Genomic DNA, 16,605 nt, shown 5'->3' on the forward strand with positions numbered 1-16,605 from the left:
TGACTAAGCATCAAGCCAATGCTGTTGTCTGGCATAAAAAAGCTGTTTGGGCGTATCGATATCATAGCTAAGTTGATGGTTTATGACCGTACTTAACTGATTGGGCGGTAAGGCTCTAATCAAATAGCGCAGACCTTTATCCCCTCTCAGTGCTGGTTGCCATTGTTTGAGACGCTCAACATTAATAACTATCGGAAGACCGATGATATTATTCTTACCTGTATCAGTAGAATACGCTTTATCTAGATATTGATAACTACTAGCGACCACTGTGCTTTTGAACGCTAATAATTCTTTCAAATGCTCACTATCTAACAATACTTGATCTACCCCCATGATTAACACCCGATTAATCAACGAGACTTTCAAGTTAGTTAGAGCTTCAATACCAAGAGACAAGCTATGCGCCATACCCGTTTTAGGTATTAAATTAATCACGGTATAGATTATTGGATTTTGACGGACCAACCCATTAATCGCATCAGTGATTGCTGGTTGTTCTTGAGGAATGACAACAATAACGGCAAGAGGCTTTGTGGCTAATGCTATTTTAGTCATATAACAGATGAGCGGTTCGCCATGCTTGCTGAGCAGTTGCTTAGATTGACCAAGACGCTGGCTCAGACCACTTGCCAAGATAATAACAGCGTGGTCTTTTTTATCATTTTCTGTACTGCTGGGCAATGAATTTTTGGTTGGTAAAATAGAATTATTAGTATCAACATCGCTAGTCATGGGCGTAATCATTTTTATAATTATTGAAGACTGATTGCTCTGAGGTTTGAATAGTATATTGACTATTTGGCAGTGATGTTTGCGGCGCGTGCCCATGAATCACCGCGCTCATTTGTGCCATGATACTGAGTGCCAATGCTTCAGGTCCATCCCCACCCAACTTATAACCGATAGGATAATGCAGTTTACGAATACCATCAGCTAAAATATGTGGGTTAGCACTTGTCTCACTAATTTCTTTGATTAAACGCTCAGTACGATAGCGAGGTCCCAGTTGTCCAAGATAACGATATTGAGCAGAATGCTCTAGTAGTACGGCTAGTCGGGCGCGGTCTTGAGCCAGACTATGAGACATCACAGCAACGGCGGCGCCAGCACTGAGATTGAGCAATGTTTCGCTATCATCCAAGGCTAAACACAATACTGAATCTGCTTGGCTAAAGCGCAAACGTGTCGCATATTGGGGTCGACTGTCTATGACGGTGACATGCCAATCTTGTAGCTTTGCCATTGTCACCAGCGGTATAACATCGTTACCTGCCCCGCAAATCAGTAATCGTGTCTGTGGGCAAATGCGCTGCAATAACCACTCACTCTCATGCTGCCGATCACCTGTAGGTTGTAACTCTAAATCGCTCGTTAACTTAATGTATTCAGCATTTTTTTTATGAAACTTATGGTTTGATAGTTTTTGAATGGTATTTAACAACATATCATCTATAAACGTATTCGAATCGCTTATCGTGTTGCGGTTCAAATATAAATCGGTCAGACTTCCTGTCTTTAAATACGTATCTAAATAAATGCGGCTACCAACTTGCATCCCCATTCCTTTAATCTTTGCACTATCCGACCTAATAAGAGTGGCAATTGTTACTGGCTGTTGAGTATTACGAACCTGACGAATTAGATCCAATAGCGGTATTGCTGTCGCTAAACGCTCAAACAATACATGCACTCGTCCATTACAACCCAAGCCAAAATTGAGCTCGCCCTCTAAAAGACTGTCTTCAGACATATCTGCATCTTTAATACTAGAATTATCATCTTCTACAATAGACAAATCAGAGTCACCATTTTTATGATACTCAATGTCATCCCCTGTTTGGTATATCTGGACACTCGCGCCATGACGGGTCAGCCAAAATGCACGTTTGATAATATGCGGCTCAAGGCAGCCGCCGCTAATCATCCCAACCGAACGTCCATCGGCGCAGATAAGCATCTTCGCACCTGGTTGCCGATACGCCGAGCCTTCTGTACGAACTACGGTAGCTAATACAGCATCGATGTTTTGTTGTATCGCTTGCGCAGCAAGGTCAAGGATATCAGCAGCTTGATTCATAACGTTCCTTATAGACTTATCAGTAAGCTTAGAGAATAAGCTAAAAAAACCCTCTGTTTAATCGGGTTTTTTTAAGCAAAACAGTATTTGATAAGAATCAATCTGGCAGTTGGTCAATAAGCTTATCTAGAGTAATGGGGAAGTCTCGAACCCGGATACCGACTGCATTATAGATAGCATTTGCAATCGCTGCTGCTGCGCCTGAAATTGCTGTTTCGCCAATCCCTTTGATATGCATTGGGTTGGTATAACGATCATCTTCTTCTAGCAAAATGACATCCAGTTGCGGTACGTCAGCATTCACAGGAATATGGTATTCAGAGAGGTCATGATTACACAAGCGTCCGTCATGCTTATCATGGATAACTTCTTCCATCAACGCCGAACCTATGCCAAAAACCATACCACCATAGCATTGTGAAGTAGCAGTTTTGTGATTGAGGATACGCCCTGCGGCAAACACACCTGTCATACGCTTGACTCGAATCTCACCCGTCACTCGGTGCACAGCGACTTCCGCAAAATTGGCACCGAATGAAGATTGGCGATGGGTTTTTTCGTTTTTACCCGGTTTAATACTGCCTTTAGCACTTAACTTTTGGTCGTCATATTGCGCAACAATATCGGCTAGTGAATAACTATTATGGCCACTAAAATCATATCTGCTTTGTTTAGCCTTCTGCTTCTCCGGCAAGCGTTCCAATACAGATTTAGGGAGAGGCACGCTCGTTTTTTCTGCTAACTTCTCTACAAGTTCAGTGGCGACATCCTTACCAGATTCAATGATAGTCTCTGTTACTGTAACTTCATGCTCTCCTATTTTGCTAATCTGCCCGTCATTTAGCTGGATGGTGTCGGAATATAGTCCAACTTTGTCTGCCAGCATTTCACGCAATTGCTGACACGCCAGATAAATACTGCTACCTGAGCTTGCCGCACCCATGCTACCGCCTGAACCAACGGCTGGCGGCATACTGGTATCGCCAAGTTTCATCTCAATATGGTCAACCGGTAGACCAAGTAGATCAGCAGCAATTTGGGTAAATACGGTATAAGAGCCCGTACCAATATCGGTCATATCCGTTTCAATAATGGCTTTGATCCCAAGCGTTTTTGAGTCATCGATTTGTAGGGTTGCTCTTGCTTCAGAAAGCTTTAACTGATTACCACGGACAGCGGCAGCCATACCAATACCCAACCACCAGTCTCCTTCTAAGCACTTAGCAGGCATTTTATTGCGCTTCTCCCAACCAAACTGCTCAGCCCCTTTTTCCATACAGGCGATCAGCTGCCGAGTTGAAAAAGGTATTTCTTTACTAGGATCCTGATGAGGCTCATTACGGCGGCGTAGCTCTATAGGATCCATATCTAATTGAATGGCCAACTCGTCCATTGCACATTCAACAGCAATTAACCCCACAGCCTCCCCAGGGGCACGCATAGAACCTGATAATACTTTATTGACATCAACCATCTGATAGTCGACCTGACGATTTTCACCGCGGTATAGATAGTGAGTAGACAGCGCTGCAGGCTCAAAGAAGCTCTCGCCGGGTAAGTTACTAGTGATGGTATTATGGATAAAAGTATTAATAATACCGTTCTTATTACAGCCAATGCCAATCCGTTGACGCGTATCTGAGCGCCTTATGGTGGTTTCCATGACTTGCGGGCGAGTCATCACAATCAATACCGGACGCTTAAGCTCTTTTGCAGAAATGGCCGCGGCAATCGATTCAGGTGTAATACCAAGTTTACTGCCAAAACCGCCACCAACGTAATGAGCAATCAGTTGCACATCATCTGGATCCAAATTTAAGGCATCCGCCACTTGTTGTTTGCAAGATGACAACATCTGATTGGCCGTATACAAGACTAACTTTTCATCCTCCCAATAAGCCAATGTAGCATGTGGCTCCATGGGCGAACTACTCTGGCTTGGCGTATGATAAATCTGATCAAACGAAATCTCAGACTCTTTAAGTCCTTGCTCTGGGTAGCCCTGCTTATAATTCTTGTCCGAGCCTTTTTTTTCATCAACCGAATGCGCATTTCCCAATGCTGAGCTGAAATCTATCACAGCATTTGCTGTTTCATCTTCATAAGTCACCTTGAGGGCTTTTGCGCCTTCAGTAGCCGCTTCAAAGGTTTCAGCGATTACGGCAGCTATGGGCTGACCATGGTAAAAAATCTCAGCGACTCCTTGAGTGGGTGCTTTTTTCTCTCCGCCTTGCTGGGCGTTACGCAAAAAATGCTCGGGATCAGTAACCACTTTAATAATACCTGGAATCGCCTCTACTGCATGGCTATCGATGTACTTTACCTTGCCTTTAGCAATGGTCGCACCAACTAAAACGCCGTAAACCTGTCCTTCAATATAAAATTCTGCGCTATAAGTCGCTTGTCCACTGACTTTTAAGGAACCGTCTACACGGTTGATAGGTTTACCAACCAATTGACTGGCAGTTTTATCAAAAAGAGTATCAACTGGGTTATCCATGGTCAGTTTTTTTGTGGGTTCTGATGGCAGTACTGCGTCCAATAGTGACATGATTATGCTCCCTTACCCGTTAGTGCGCGCTCAATAACTTGTTTTAACAAGCGACGCGTCAGCGGTATCTTAAAGTCGTTCTGACCACTACCCTTGGCATCTTTTAATAGCAAATCTGCCGCTTGCGAAATAATGTCGACGTTACCGTCTGTACCTATGAGTAATGCTTCAACCGCTTCATTACGCCAAGGCTTAGTACCAATACCACCAAATGCCAAACGTACCGTTTCTAATTTTCCTTGATTATTAACATTGATTACTGCCGCGCAGGACACTAAAGCAAAGGCGTAAGAGGCGCGATCACGAACTTTGTCATAAGTGTGCATGCCTTTCACTGGAGCTGGGAGAACAATATGAGTAATCAGCTCCCCTGTCTCTAAGACAGTTTCGATATTTGGCGTGTCTTTTGGCAAGCAATAGAAGTCTTTAATCGGAATCTGGCGCGAGGTGCCGTCTGCTTTGAGCGTCTCAATAGTGGCATCAAGTAAGCGCATTGCTACCGCCATATCTGATGGGTGCTGAGCAATACAATCATCACTCGTTCCTAAGACAGCAAGCGGACGATTTTCACCTTTAATAGCGGGACAACCAGAACCAGGATTGCGTTTATTACAAGGACTATCGGGCTGATAAAAGTAGTAACAACGGGTGCGTTGTAATAGATTGCCGCCTGTGGTCGCTTTATTACGCAATTGTCCTGAAGCCCCTGCTAGCATCGCCCGAGCTAATACAGGGTAGCCTGCCGTAACCGCTGGGTGCGCAGCCAAATCACTATTTGTCACCAGCGTACCGATGCGTAACCCACCATCAGCGGTAGTCTCTATTTGTTGCAGCTCTAAGCGCGTAATATCAACCAATTTTTGAGGAGTCTCAATCTCAATCTTCATTAAATCTAGTAAATTGGTGCCACCGGCAATAAAAGATGCATCCTCAGGCGTGGCAAACATCACGGCTTGTTGCGGTTCAAGGGCACGGATATATTCAAAGCGTTTCATAAACGTTCTCCCTTAGCACTGGCCGCATTGGGAACATTAGCAACATTGGCAGTTTGCTTTACCATTGAATGACCGCCAATTTGTGCCTCGCTAGGCGGCGGCGACCAAACCCCACTAATAGCTGCATCGGCTGGGCTATTATTAGGCGCATCTTCGGTCACTGAAGAAGAGTTTAATACTTGCTTTTCAAGTACCTGTGAGATGGCTTTGATAATATTAGGATAGGCTGAACAGCGACAGATATTGCCACTCATGCGCTCAGCAATTTCTTGTACTAACAGTCCATTAGGATTTTGCAGATCAGTAGTTACATGACTTGGCCACTGTTGTTTGATTTCCTCTATCAATGCCGTTGCAGAACAAATTTGTCCCGGCGTGCAATAGCCACATTGAAACGCATCATGATCTTTAAAAGCCTGTTGCAATTCTGATAGCGATTCAGGTAGTCCGATACCTTCAATGGTGGTAATCTCATCACCATCGTGCATAACCGCTAATGTCAAACAAGAATTGATTCGTCGACCATTAATAATCATAGTACAAGCGCCGCATTGCCCATGATCGCAGCCTTTTTTTGGTCCTGTGATATGTAGATGGTGACGACATACATCCAGCAATGTCGTTCGCGGGTCAAGATTATCAAACTCATAATCCTGCTGATTAATCGTTAACGTTAAATTAGACATGCTGGCTTCTCGCTGGCAAAAGATAATAAAATATTAGATTAGGTCTTGTAACTAGTCTATAGATTAAATGTTAACTGTTAACTACATTCAGTTATTGCTGTTGTATTTTTCGGGATCATGAGATTTTGGTAATTTGAACTACGAACCCATAATGGGCGCAGTTCGATTAATTTCCGACTGCGCTACTTGTTCAGATGATCCTTGCGCTACATTTTTCCACCTTCATCACCAGCGCTCGGACCGATATCAATAATCCAATCGCTATTTATGACAACCTGCATATCGTGCTCAACCATAATAACCGTATTGCCAGCGTCAACAAGAACCTTACAATCACCTAGTTAGCTCTATCAGTACCAGTCAAAATACAAGAAAATCGTATTTCTAAAGAAGATTGGAGCAGTTAGTAACAGTCGTAACCTTTCGTCAAGTTTCATAAAGCTACGCAACGTCATAATCCTTTATCATTCCCTTTGTCGACAGAGTAAGGCTTCATCAAGACATTTTGTTTGATGGTAAGTCTTGCTTCTCAATCAATAATTCATGTTTGAATACGAATTTGGAAGGAAATGATAATGAAAAATACAATGATAAGCGCTATTGTAGCTGCTACCGTTTGTTTTGCTATGATTGGTCAAGCAAGTGCTGCACCCGCGCCGCATGTTGCAAAACATCATGTTACCCATCCAAAGCAACATAAAGCTCCTCAGAAAGTAATGGTTAAAAAAGTTGCACATAAGAAGGTTGCACATAAGAGAGTTGTGGCTCAACACCATAAACCTGCACCTAAAGTCGTATATGTTCAAAACCGTCGTTAATTAGCATACATTTAATGGTATTATTTGATGAAAAAATAGCTCCTAGTTAGGAGCTATTTTTTATTGTGTTGCAGGTTGTAATTTCATCTATGGTCGTTTGAGCAGCAACGCGTGCTTGCTCTATAACCTATATACCTCCTGCCCCTTTACTTGATGCCTCACTGTTTTCGACCAATATTGCTGCAGCGCTTTTTTTAAGAGTTGCCCACTGCCCATCATCAACATAAATACCTTCTTTCCATGCCCTTTGATGGGTTGCATACAACTCATCTGTTGATACTTTACGATCAAAGTACTGAATATCCTGTTCAATATCAAAGTTGGTTGTTGATAACTCAATGACCATGTCATTGGTATTATAATTTGCCTGCGCTTCATTAAAAAATATAGATCAGGATAAACAAATCTTTTATCTAAAGTAAATATCGTATGCTTGGGTGCGCTACCATTGTCCCACTTCGCCAAACAAGCAATGCCTTTTGCTGCCAGTTTTGCAAGCTCACTATAAGCCAGCCAGCGGTTATGACAATTTTGCAAATACACTTTAAAATGATTTCGACTGCCCATCTTTTCAATCATATAATCCATCACTGCCGGTAAATGACAGACCAAACTGCTCCCATGCAAGTCTAGTCTGACTTCACCCTCGCCTTGATAGATGATATCAATCGCAACATCACGTTCAGACAAAATAAAAGGACTGGCATTATTGAAATGCAAAATGCCATTTAGACCAGCCATCTGTAGCTCAGCTACCATGGAAGCAATAAGGTCAGCTTCACCTACTTCACGTTGCATGCCCAAAAAAGCTTTATTCACCATGGTCACTATTTCGTTATGCGATACAATCATGGGTTAGCCCTCTTTTCGGTACAGATAAATTTGGTAATAAAGGAAACAGCCACTCATCGCTGTGTACTTCAGCAAACAAAGGCGCACCTTGGAATAGCGTGACACGCACCCAGCGATCTGATCTTGGATCGAACTTAGTGGCGCCAAACATAGACAATTTACAGCGTAACAAATGCATTGGTAATGCCGTTTTTTGTAGCACATTAATCTGAATATCGCCCATCTTTTTATGCCCCATTGTCCAGACGCGCCGAGCAATAGAACGATACTTTGGTTGCTTTAAGATAAATTCTGATAACAATTGCTGTGGATCCGCTTGTTGTAATGCCAGATATAAAGTATTCGCCTGCCTACCAATATCTAATAGGAATTCCTTATCATCGCCACGCTCTTGTCCGCGCACACCCATTCTTGGCTCTTCTTTATCTTCTGAGCGATACCAGAACCAATAGACATTATCTTCTGCCTCAAAATCAATACTGATCGCCCATTGATAACGCGCTTCTAATACGTCAATCAAATCTTGTACGACTTTGCCACCGAGCAGCGACATGGTTTCATCAGCATTGGCTTGCCCTGCAAACGTATCAACAAGCTCAGGATAAAGCTCCATCAGGCAAGAAGTAATGACCTCTTGGCTCTCAAAACTAAGGTGTGCCTGACGCTGTAAAAAATCAGCCCACGTAACACATCCTTCAATCTCGCTCATAAAGTTGTTTTGTAACTTATTCAGCTCATCAACGACGGTACTATTCAATAGAATTTGCGGCTCATTAATAGTCACCACTTCAGAGAAATGCTGGATAGCGCGCTTCATTAAATGTGAAAGCTGCTGGATTTTATTATTATTACGATCATCTTCAATATCACAGACCAACACCGCTTGTAGCGCTCCTTCACGCGCACTCAGCCATTGATCAACGACACAAGGATGATTAATGAGATAAGGTGCCATTCCAAGACCAGTCGCATTACCTATGCCCAGATACTGCTTAATCTCCGGATGCAAGCTGACTGCTTTAGCACCGCCCTTTTTTTGAGCCAAGTAATCGACCCAGTCAAGGCTAAACTCTCGAATGAGATACACGGCACACATCTGGGCGCGAAAAGATTGATTAAAATCCTCGCTGTGATCTAGTGGTTTAAAGTCATAAATACCAAATTTACCATTACCATAAACTGCCGTGGTACGCAGGATATAAACCACTTGCGCCAGTACGTCCAAATCAGGCTGTTGACCTTCAGCAAGTGAGCTGACAATATGATCAAAGACCCGCACGCTTTTGTTGGCACGTGCCAGCACCATCACCATATTAGAGTTACGACCCGCTTCTTGTAATGGCACATTGGCTTTTAGATTTGCCAGTAGCTCGTCTCCTATTTCCCCGTAAACGAGGGCAAAGGTGACATCCCATTTTTGCGCAATGACGCGATCATTACGTTCTTCATCAGCAATCTGATTGCAAAATACCACCAAGTGATAGACGTGTTCAGGCGTTTGTAAACGATAGATGACCTGTCCATAGCCGTCGTTATCTAAATCCCACAGATGCTTGCTTAATGTCCAATGCTCTTTGTCGATTTTGCGCAATAACGTACGGACGAAGCTAATACGCGTTTGGTGCATAGCGCCGAGTCGTTCAGAATGCATCACCACCTCGGGTGTACGGAAGCTGACTGCATCTAGCTTATCGTTGTTTGGCAAAGTATGTTCCATATAACTATCACCTTCAATAATGTGTTGAACCAACCACCTTTTAATACTGTAGATTTGCGGTTTTTATGAGCAAATAAACTATCAGCGATAACAAAGCGCTACCTAATCAACTTCTTTACCAATACTTTTTTCGACAAGTTGCTCTTCGATAAGCTGATGGGCAGTCTCCACCCTATTAGGGCGATAAAGATCTTGATCTCTTGCCATCTGCTTGGCAATTTTTGGTCCATTCCACAATGATGGCAGCAAAACAAAGGAGACAGGCACCGCCGTAATAACAATAAAGGATTGTAACGCCGTTACCCCGCCTGCACCAAGTGAGATAAGAACAATCGCCGTGACCCCCATCATGATGCCCCAAAAGGTACGAATGATAGCGTTCGGCTCTCTCTCACCACTTATAACGACACTGATGGTATAGGTCATCGAATCACCGGTGGTAACAATAAAAACCATAGTTAGAATGATAAACAATAAGGAGGTTATCAAAGGAAATGGCAGCTGCTGAGTAATGGCAAGCAGTGCACCTGGAAGATTAAAGCCTTCAAATGCTGTACTCACACTACCAGGATTGGCAATCTCAAACGCAAGACCCGAACCGCCGATGACCGTGAACCAAAAGCAGGTAACCAATGGCGCCAAAATGCACACGGTCGTAATCAATTCACGAATCGTGCGACCGCGTGAGATACGAGCAATAAATATCGCCATCATCGGGCCATAACCCAAAAACCAACCCCAAAAGAAAACCGTCCAACCACCAAGCCAAGCTTCATCACCGCGATATGTTGCCATCGGGATAAAGTTTTGCACCATGGTACCAACACCTTGAATATACCCATTAACAATGAACTTGCTAGGACCAAACATCAAAATAAAGACCATCAGACCAAAGGCCAATATGACATTAAAGCGACTGAGCAGCTGCATACCTCGAGCAAGACCACTAATGGCTGAGAGCGTATAAAGTGCAATAGCAAAGATGATAATGATAAGTTGGGTAGTAAAGGTATCAGGAATACCAAACAGCGTATTTAATGCATAGCTGGTTTGTAAACCCAAAAATCCAATAGGACCGATCGTACCGGCAGCAACAGCGACAATACAGCAAGCGTCAATAATTGCTCCCGTTTGACCTGTCAGCACGCGCTCACCAAACATAGGGTATAAAAGCGTACGCGGTTTAAGCGGCAAGCCTTTATCATAATGTAGATGCATCGCCACAATAGCCGTCAAGCTACCGACAATTGACCAAGCTAGAAATCCCCAATGCATAAAGGACTGAGATAGCGCATTGAAAGCGCGTTGTTGGATATCAGCAGATTCGCCATACAGTGGCGGTGCGCTAACGAAATGAGCGATAGGTTCAGCGGCTGCCCAAAAGACGCCGCCGCCAGCGAGCAGCGTACAGAATAAAATCGCCATCCATTTAAAACCGTCCATCTCAGGCTTCGCTAGATTACCTAAAATGACGCGTCCTGTGCGACCTGCGCCGACTGCGAGTGCAATCACAAAGGTCGCTAACAATAAGATTTGCCAAAAAGGACCAAAGACCGTTGCCGACCAAGAAAATCCGATATTGATGAGTTTTCCCAAACGCTCTTCGGCAAAGATGGCCATAAGAACAAAGGCAATGATAAAGCCGCCACTGTACCAAAATGCTGGGTTTTTTAGCCCTAAAGTATCTAATGGATTTTCTGCATGCGCTAAAGCATCTGCTATCTTATCGGTTTTGTGAGAGCGTCCTTGCTCATGTCGCTTACTGTTAAATCCTTTTAAATCAGCCATGATGTGATTCCATATGATAATGTTGCGTCATTTAAATTGGCGTTTTATCTAAACCGTCTTACCCATCTATACTTTGATGCTTGTTACTTTCATGCTCGTGAATTTGAGTTTAGCCAGCATTTTAGAAGGCTACATCTGTGCCTAGCATTTATACTAAAGGCTTAATGCCACTCTTAAGAAAATCAAACCAGTTTTGTCCAATGACTTTTCCAGCATCAGCATCATTAAAACCATGTTTGAGCAGACCGTTATAAATATTCTCCATACCATCCTTGCCTGCAAACCATGGCAAAGTATCCGGCCAACCTGAATTGTTGGCATTACCTTCGCCATAATCCATTGCCTTTGACCAGCGTCCATTGCGCATCCATTCAAGTACCGCTTGTGGTTGGTTCAGGCACAAATCACTACCAATTGCTAAATGCTCAACCCCATATTTATCAGCACAATCAGCAACCATGCTGCAAAAATCATTGAGCGTACAATCACTACCATTCGGCAGATGAAACGGATATAGGCTAAAACCTAACAGCCCGCCTGCTTTGGTTAAGGCACTAATAACGGTATCAGATTTATTACGCAGTGCATCGTGTGCAGCCGTTGGATTGGCATGACTGATACATATCGGGCGCGTAGAATGCTCAATCGCTTCAAGCGTTGAACGCTCTGCGCTATGCGACATATCGATAATCATCCCAACTCGATTCATCTCTGCTATCGCCTGCTGGCCAAAGCGCGTAATGCCACTATCATTCTTCTCATAACAACCGGTTGCTAGTAGGCTTTGGTTGTTATATGTCAGCTGCATAATCAGTAGTCCTAAGCGGCGCATCACGCTGATAAGACCAATTTCATCATCAATCGGCGAGCAGTTCTGTGCCCCAAAAAGGATACCGACTTTACCTTGCTGCTTTGCCATCTCAATATCAGTAACTGAATACACTGGCAAGATAAGATCCGAGTTTTGCTCAAAGCGTGCATGCCATTCCGCAAAACGCGTCATTGTCTGCCGTGAATCCTCGTGATAAACCAAGGTGGCATGTACCGCATTAATACCGCTGGCTTGCAGCATTTTGAAATAGTCACGATCCCAATGGCTATACTGTAAGCCGTCAATGACGATATGGTCTTGATACATAGTTAATTCCTTTTATACTTTTACAAATGCATTATGGCGGGATAAGCTTTGGCAGCCTCTATCAGGGTTTCAAGCAGCATGTCAGAGAATCTTTACCAGCCACACATCACTATTAGCACATGTCACTATCAGCACATGTCATTAACTGACTTTTAATAAGCCTTTTGATAAGCCGTTTTGACAATGGTATAAAACTCTTTAGCATACTGACCCTGCTCACGCGGGCCAAAGCTGGATTCCTTACGACCACCGAAAGGCACATGATAGTCCGTACCAGCAGTTGCTAGATTGACCATGACGCAACCTGCTTGTACTTGCTCTTTGAACATTGAACTATTACGCAAGCTTTGGGTAATGATGCCGCCGGTTAGACCAAAGCGCGTATCATTGGTCATCGCAATCGCCTCTTCCAAATTTTTGACGCGCATGACACAAGCGAGCGGCGCGAATACTTCTTCTTGATTGATATCCCAGCTGTTATCGGTTTCAGTAAACAAGGTCGGCGACATATAATAACCATCATGCGGCATTGATAGGCGCTCACCACCAAAGGCTAAATTGGCACCGGCTTGCTTGGCCTTTTCGATCCAGTCTAGGTTAGAGGCAAGTTGCTTATCATCAACCACAGGACCCATAAAGATACCGTCATCAAGCGCATGACCAACTTTTAGGGTTTTCATTTTTGCGATGACACCATCGACGAAAGCATCATGAATGCCATCCATGACAATCAAGCGTGAAGATGCCGTACATTTTTGTCCTGAACCGCCAAATGCACCAGCAACCGCCGCATCAATAGCGACTTGTAAATCAGCATCATCAGCGATAACCAAGGCATTCTTACTGCCCATCTCAAGCTGGCAGCGCACAAAGTTTGGCGCGGTTGCAGCGGCGACCTTGCGACCGGTTGGCACAGAACCTGTGAAGCTAACTGCATCAATATCTTTTGAATTAATGAGTGCATCACCAACTGATGAGCCGCCACCCAATACCAAGTTGAATGTGCCTTCAGGCAACCCTTGACGATGAATGATTTCAGCTAAGGCGACCGCACTGGCTGGTGTTAAATTAGCAGGCTTCCAAATGACGCTATTGCCGAATGCTAAGGCTGGGGCGATTTTCCACACAGCGGTTGCGGTTGGGAAGTTCCAAGGAGAGATAATCGCGACGACACCGACTGCCTCACGCGTTACTTCCACTTTAACCCCTGGACGTACTGAATCCGCAGTATCGCCCATTTGACGCAACACCTCAGCGGCATAATAATGGAAGAACTGACCTGCACGATAAATCTCACCACGACCCTCAAGAAATGGCTTGCCTTCTTCACGTGACAACAAAGTACCTAATTCATCGCAGCGGGCAATCATCTCATCGCCAATTGCCTGCAGAATAGATTGCTTCTTCTCTAACGGCGTTGCCTCCCACTTTGGCTGCGCTTGACGGGCAGCAGCAATAGCATCCTTAACTTGATCGCTACTGGCTTGGGCGAACTCGCCGATAGTTTCAGTGATATCAGAGGGATTAATATTAGCAATGGTATCGCTACCCGCTTGCCATTCACCATTGATATAAAGTGATTGCTGTGGGTCTTGCTGTGATACTTTTTGTGTGTCTTGAGCTGACATAGTGGCGTCCTCAGTTTATTAAAATTTACGTTATCAAATGATTTAAAGAGCTGTATAAATATAGTGAAAAACTATGGTACGTTCGCATAAACGACTAGCTCAACCAACATCTCTTCACGAGCAAGTCCTGCTATCACTAAAGCCGCGCGATTTGGATAAGGTGCTGTAAAATATTCCGCATAGACTTGATTGACCGTTTTTAGATATTCACGATCAGTAACATAAATGAGTACCTGTAAGACTGAGTCCATGCCTACATTGGCACATTCTAAAGTATGCTTTAAATTATCAAGGGTTTGCCGGGTTTGGGCTTCGATACCACCTGCGACCACATCACCGTTTTCATCAATAGGAATCTGCGCGGTGTATAACGTGCCATTACTCGTGACTGCCCATTCAAGAGGTGCTTTTGAGGCATAAAGTGAAGTCTGAACCGCTTGTTTGGTTGAGGGAGTCGTCATATCGTCATATCCTTTGAATGAATGGTTTGGCAATTTCTGTGTTATTGATTATCCTACGCAATAAACAATGACAAATCTAACTAATTAAATATTAAATATGATAGATTTAATCTATCGCTATAATAAATAGTATCTGATCAACGGCAGCAAGCATAAAGGCACTAACGATTATGAAACTACAACAGTTACGACATTTTTTGTTTGTGGTAGAAGAAGGGGGTTTTCGTGTGGCAGCCAACCGCGCCAATAGAACACAGGCCGCATTATCCGCCTCTATAAAAGAGCTGGAAAAAACACTGGATCAGCGTTTATTCGAAAGTGGCAATAAAGCAACACTGACGCCGTTTGGGGAAAGTTGCTTGCCAAAGATTCAGCAGTTCATTAGTGTTTATCAAGCGTTTGAAGAGGACTTAAGAGCGACCGCAGCAGGCGATAAAGGGAAGATAAGAATTGCTAGCGTGCCATCACTGGTTACTAAGTTACTGCCTAGTGTATTGGTCGCCTATTCAAAGAAATACCCTGATATTGAAATTGTTTTGATAGATGATAACGCGGTTGGAGTCGCAAATCGGTTGCTCACGGGCGAGGTGGATTTGGCATTAGGTAATTGTACGAGTATCAATCAAACAGATATTGATTTTACCCCACTTATATCAGATCCTATCGGTGTGGTTTGTCTTAAAAGTAATGTGCTGAATCATGAATCACATCACTCTCAAGGGCTAAAATGGCAACAACTCATGGCAGAGCCTTTTATTTATAATGGTACCTGTCGACTACTTGAGAACACACCTGCAGAAGTGCTCAACCGCAAAGCTCGCTATACGGTAGAAAATATCACCTCACTGTTCTCATTGTTAAGAAACGATCTTGGTATCACCACCCTACCGAAACTCGCCTTTCCTTCTAATGAGCCCGAGCTGGTTTGGATAAACTTACTTGACCCTTCTTTAAACAGACAAATCGGTATCTTTAAACTGGCTGAAAAATCTATTTCCCCGCCCGCTCAAGCTTTTTATGAGCTATGTGTGACCTATGTCCAAGAGCACTATCTATTGTAATGCATCCAATAATAAAGCTACTGATTGCGGTATTGTTGTTTTAATTAGTGAGTAGTGACAGACTGAATAAGTCATCAAAGACGAAGACTTATAATGAAAGTGACTTCTAAAGATGGAGTGAACTCATTGATACCAGCGATACGTGATAGCGCTAGTTGTAACTGCCGGAAGTATGGCTGGAGCGCGGCATCTACTTGTGATAAATATGATAGGTGGTCGAAATACTGTGAGTGTGATGAAAAGTAAACAGCGTTATCACTTTAAACCTTATAATGCATAGCCATGTACAATATCGATGACACATAAAAAGCAGCCTCTAGAATCAATTCTGTAGGCTAATAAAATCAATACATATAAGATATTGTCGTATTATGATATTTGGTTGATCTACTTTGAACGATATAGGGTGTTATCAGCAATTCAAGTCTGCTTATGCCTATCAAACATTAAGAAAGCCCCAGTCTAACGACTGAGGCTTTTTTTATTAGGGCAATATGGGATGTACCGGAAAATACTAGATTGATATCAATCAAAGCTTCGACTCTAACTCTTACGTTCTGTAAAGCACTTTAACCACATGCCAGCCAAATTTGGTTTTCACTAAGTGTGGGGTGAGAAGTTCGCCGCTGAAGCAGATTTTATCAAATGGCGGTACCATATCGCCTTGTTTAAACTCACCTAAGCTGCCGCCTTTTTTAGCTGATGGGCAGGTTGAGTATTTCTTAGCCAACACATCAAACATGTTGCCTTTTTTAAGCTTGGCAAGGATATCTTCAGCTTGTTCTTTGTCTTTTACTAAAATGTGTAATGCGCTAGCTGTACGAGCCATA

14 protein-coding genes are annotated in these 16,605 nt (G+C 43.4%); 2 read left to right on the forward strand and 12 right to left on the reverse strand.

The annotated features are described in order from the left end of the window. Nucleotides 1–3 precede the first annotated feature (3 nt). From VLA57_RS02545 to VLA57_RS02565, 5 genes are all read right to left on the reverse strand, one after another. Complete coding sequence (locus VLA57_RS02545) at nucleotides 4–735, reverse strand: nucleotidyltransferase family protein (RefSeq protein WP_333954248.1); 732 nt, start codon at nucleotides 733–735, stop codon at nucleotides 4–6. Continuing rightward, nucleotides 728–2,080: an XdhC family protein gene (locus VLA57_RS02550; RefSeq protein ID WP_333954249.1), complete on the reverse strand. Its 1,353-nt coding sequence runs from the start codon at nucleotides 2,078–2,080 to the stop codon at nucleotides 728–730. Before VLA57_RS02550 ends, VLA57_RS02545 begins: the two co-directional genes overlap by 8 nt. A gap of 97 nt (nucleotides 2,081–2,177) precedes the next feature. Next, on the reverse strand, nucleotides 2,178–4,631 hold the full coding sequence (locus VLA57_RS02555; RefSeq protein ID WP_333954250.1) for a xanthine dehydrogenase family protein molybdopterin-binding subunit: 2,454 nt from the start codon (nucleotides 4,629–4,631) through the stop codon (nucleotides 2,178–2,180). A gap of 2 nt (nucleotides 4,632–4,633) precedes the next feature. Further along, on the reverse strand, nucleotides 4,634–5,626 hold the full coding sequence (locus VLA57_RS02560; RefSeq protein WP_333954251.1) for an FAD binding domain-containing protein: 993 nt from the start codon (nucleotides 5,624–5,626) through the stop codon (nucleotides 4,634–4,636). Beyond that, a complete protein-coding gene (locus VLA57_RS02565; protein WP_333954252.1) occupies nucleotides 5,623–6,312 on the reverse strand; it encodes a 2Fe-2S iron-sulfur cluster-binding protein in 690 nt (229 codons plus the stop codon). Before VLA57_RS02565 ends, VLA57_RS02560 begins: the two co-directional genes overlap by 4 nt. Before the next feature lie 575 nt (nucleotides 6,313–6,887). Between VLA57_RS02565 and VLA57_RS02570 the strand changes: the two genes are divergently transcribed. Next, complete coding sequence (locus VLA57_RS02570) at nucleotides 6,888–7,130, forward strand: hypothetical protein (protein WP_333954254.1); 243 nt, start codon at nucleotides 6,888–6,890, stop codon at nucleotides 7,128–7,130. Nucleotides 7,131–7,250: 120 nt separating this feature from the next. On the opposite strand, the gene VLA57_RS02575 is transcribed toward VLA57_RS02570, so the two are convergent. The 6 genes from VLA57_RS02575 to VLA57_RS02600 form a co-directional block, all read right to left on the reverse strand. Further along, nucleotides 7,251–7,982 (reverse strand): DUF3726 domain-containing protein, encoded by a 732-nt coding sequence (locus VLA57_RS02575; RefSeq protein WP_333954255.1) that lies wholly within the window; start codon nucleotides 7,980–7,982, stop codon nucleotides 7,251–7,253. Further along, a complete protein-coding gene (locus tag VLA57_RS02580; RefSeq protein ID WP_333954257.1) occupies nucleotides 7,966–9,699 on the reverse strand; it encodes a hypothetical protein in 1,734 nt (577 codons plus the stop codon). Before VLA57_RS02580 ends, VLA57_RS02575 begins: the two co-directional genes overlap by 17 nt. Nucleotides 9,700–9,801: 102 nt before the next feature. Continuing rightward, a complete protein-coding gene (locus VLA57_RS02585) occupies nucleotides 9,802–11,487 on the reverse strand; it encodes a BCCT family transporter (protein WP_333954258.1) in 1,686 nt (561 codons plus the stop codon). Nucleotides 11,488–11,635: 148 nt separating this feature from the next. Next, a complete protein-coding gene (locus tag VLA57_RS02590) occupies nucleotides 11,636–12,625 on the reverse strand; it encodes a membrane dipeptidase (RefSeq protein WP_333954259.1) in 990 nt (329 codons plus the stop codon). Between the two features lie 152 nt (nucleotides 12,626–12,777). Then, a complete protein-coding gene (locus tag VLA57_RS02595; RefSeq protein ID WP_333954260.1) occupies nucleotides 12,778–14,253 on the reverse strand; it encodes an aldehyde dehydrogenase family protein in 1,476 nt (491 codons plus the stop codon). A 71-nt stretch (nucleotides 14,254–14,324) separates the two neighbouring features. Continuing rightward, on the reverse strand, nucleotides 14,325–14,714 hold the full coding sequence (locus VLA57_RS02600) for a RidA family protein (RefSeq protein WP_011514136.1): 390 nt from the start codon (nucleotides 14,712–14,714) through the stop codon (nucleotides 14,325–14,327). A 170-nt stretch (nucleotides 14,715–14,884) separates the two neighbouring features. On the opposite strand from VLA57_RS02600, the gene VLA57_RS02605 reads away from it, so the two are divergent. Continuing rightward, nucleotides 14,885–15,775, forward strand: coding sequence for a LysR family transcriptional regulator (locus tag VLA57_RS02605; RefSeq protein ID WP_333954261.1), 891 nt, complete (start codon nucleotides 14,885–14,887; stop codon nucleotides 15,773–15,775). Between the two features lie 550 nt (nucleotides 15,776–16,325). On the opposite strand, the gene VLA57_RS02610 is transcribed toward VLA57_RS02605, so the two are convergent. Beyond that, nucleotides 16,326–16,604: a peptidylprolyl isomerase gene (locus tag VLA57_RS02610; protein WP_011514138.1), complete on the reverse strand. Its 279-nt coding sequence runs from the start codon at nucleotides 16,602–16,604 to the stop codon at nucleotides 16,326–16,328. Between the last annotated feature and the right edge of the window lies 1 nt (nucleotide 16,605).

It is taken from the genome of Psychrobacter sp. S4(2024), assembly GCF_036861305.1.
GTDB lineage: Bacteria > Pseudomonadota > Gammaproteobacteria > Pseudomonadales > Moraxellaceae > Psychrobacter > Psychrobacter cryohalolentis.